Consider the following 1,059-nt stretch of genomic DNA (forward strand, 5'->3'; position numbering starts at 1 on the left):
TCGAGCCTGCCTTTCATCAGCGCCAAGTCGCTCACCGACTTCAAGGTGATTTCGCTGCTTGGCGGTGTCGGCGTCGTGCGCCGGGTCAACCCAGCCGAGTTCGCCTGGCGCTTCGCTCAGATATTCCAGGGCGACGGCTATCTGATGCCGACACCAGCCGTGGTCGACAGCGTCGAGACCAAGATCGCCCTGATCGAGCGCTGCGGCCTGCAGGAGATTTTCGAAATGGCCGACGTGCTCGATGCCGTTCTGCTGAGCGTCGGCGGGATCGCCTCGGCCACCACCTTCTCTCGTGGTGGCTTCCTCAAGGAGGCGGATCGGGAGGCCCTGCTTGCGCGTGGCGCCGTGGGTGACCTCCTGTTCCATTTCTTCGACCGCAACGGCGATCTGGTCGACCACCCCGTCAACAGCCACGTGATGTCGGTGGATGTCGACCGTCTGCGCAAGGCACCGATCCGCATCCTCACCTCCGGTGGCGAGGAGAAAACCGAAGCGCTGCTCGGCGCCATGACCCTCATCGCCCCAACCATCCTGATCACCGACGAGGAGAGCGCGCGGCGCATGCTGGAAGCGGTCAGCGGAAGCTGAAGCTGTCCATGATGTAGTCCGGCCAGGCCTGCTGTTCGTCGAAAACAGCGGCGAGATCCGGTGTGTCCGCCAGTATTCCGCTCAGCACCAGCGCGGTGGCGATGCCGGTGCTGTTTCCCCCCGATATGTCGTGTTCGACGCTGTCGCCGACGCAGACCACGGTGCCACGGTCCGGCTCGCCGGCCAGCGCCAGCGCGGCGTCGAAAATCGCCGTGTCGGGCTTGCCGATGCGGGTAACGCTGCCGCCCAGGCTTTCGTAGAGATCGGCCAGCCGGCCGGCGCCGAAGCGAGGGCCAACGGCCGTCAGCATGATGATGTCGGGATTGGTGCAGAAACACGGCACCCGCCGCTCCGCCGCCGGCGCGAACAGCCTGCGATAATGGTCAAGGTCAAAGCGGTCACCCTCGCTGGCCGCGATCAGCACCAGCTCGGCCTCATCGCCGGACCCGGTCAGCGCAAATGGCAGGCCTT

At 65.5% G+C, this 1,059-nt stretch carries 2 protein-coding genes; one reads left to right on the forward strand and one right to left on the reverse strand.

Annotated features, from left to right (window positions below; genetic code table 11):
* On the forward strand, positions 1-588 hold a 588-nt coding region (locus tag ENZ74_RS32755; protein ID WP_281059763.1), incomplete at its 5' end, for a sugar-binding domain-containing protein.
* On the opposite strand, the gene ENZ74_RS32760 is transcribed toward ENZ74_RS32755, so the two are convergent.
* The coding region (locus ENZ74_RS32760) for a TIGR01459 family HAD-type hydrolase (protein ID WP_127313334.1) at positions 575-1,059 on the reverse strand (485 nt) is incomplete at its 5' end. The genes ENZ74_RS32755 and ENZ74_RS32760 overlap by 14 nt on opposite strands.

Origin of the sequence: Mesorhizobium sp. M7A.F.Ca.CA.002.15.2.1 (genome assembly GCF_003998715.1) — a bacterium.
Taxonomy (GTDB): Bacteria; Pseudomonadota; Alphaproteobacteria; order Rhizobiales; family Rhizobiaceae; genus Mesorhizobium; species Mesorhizobium ciceri.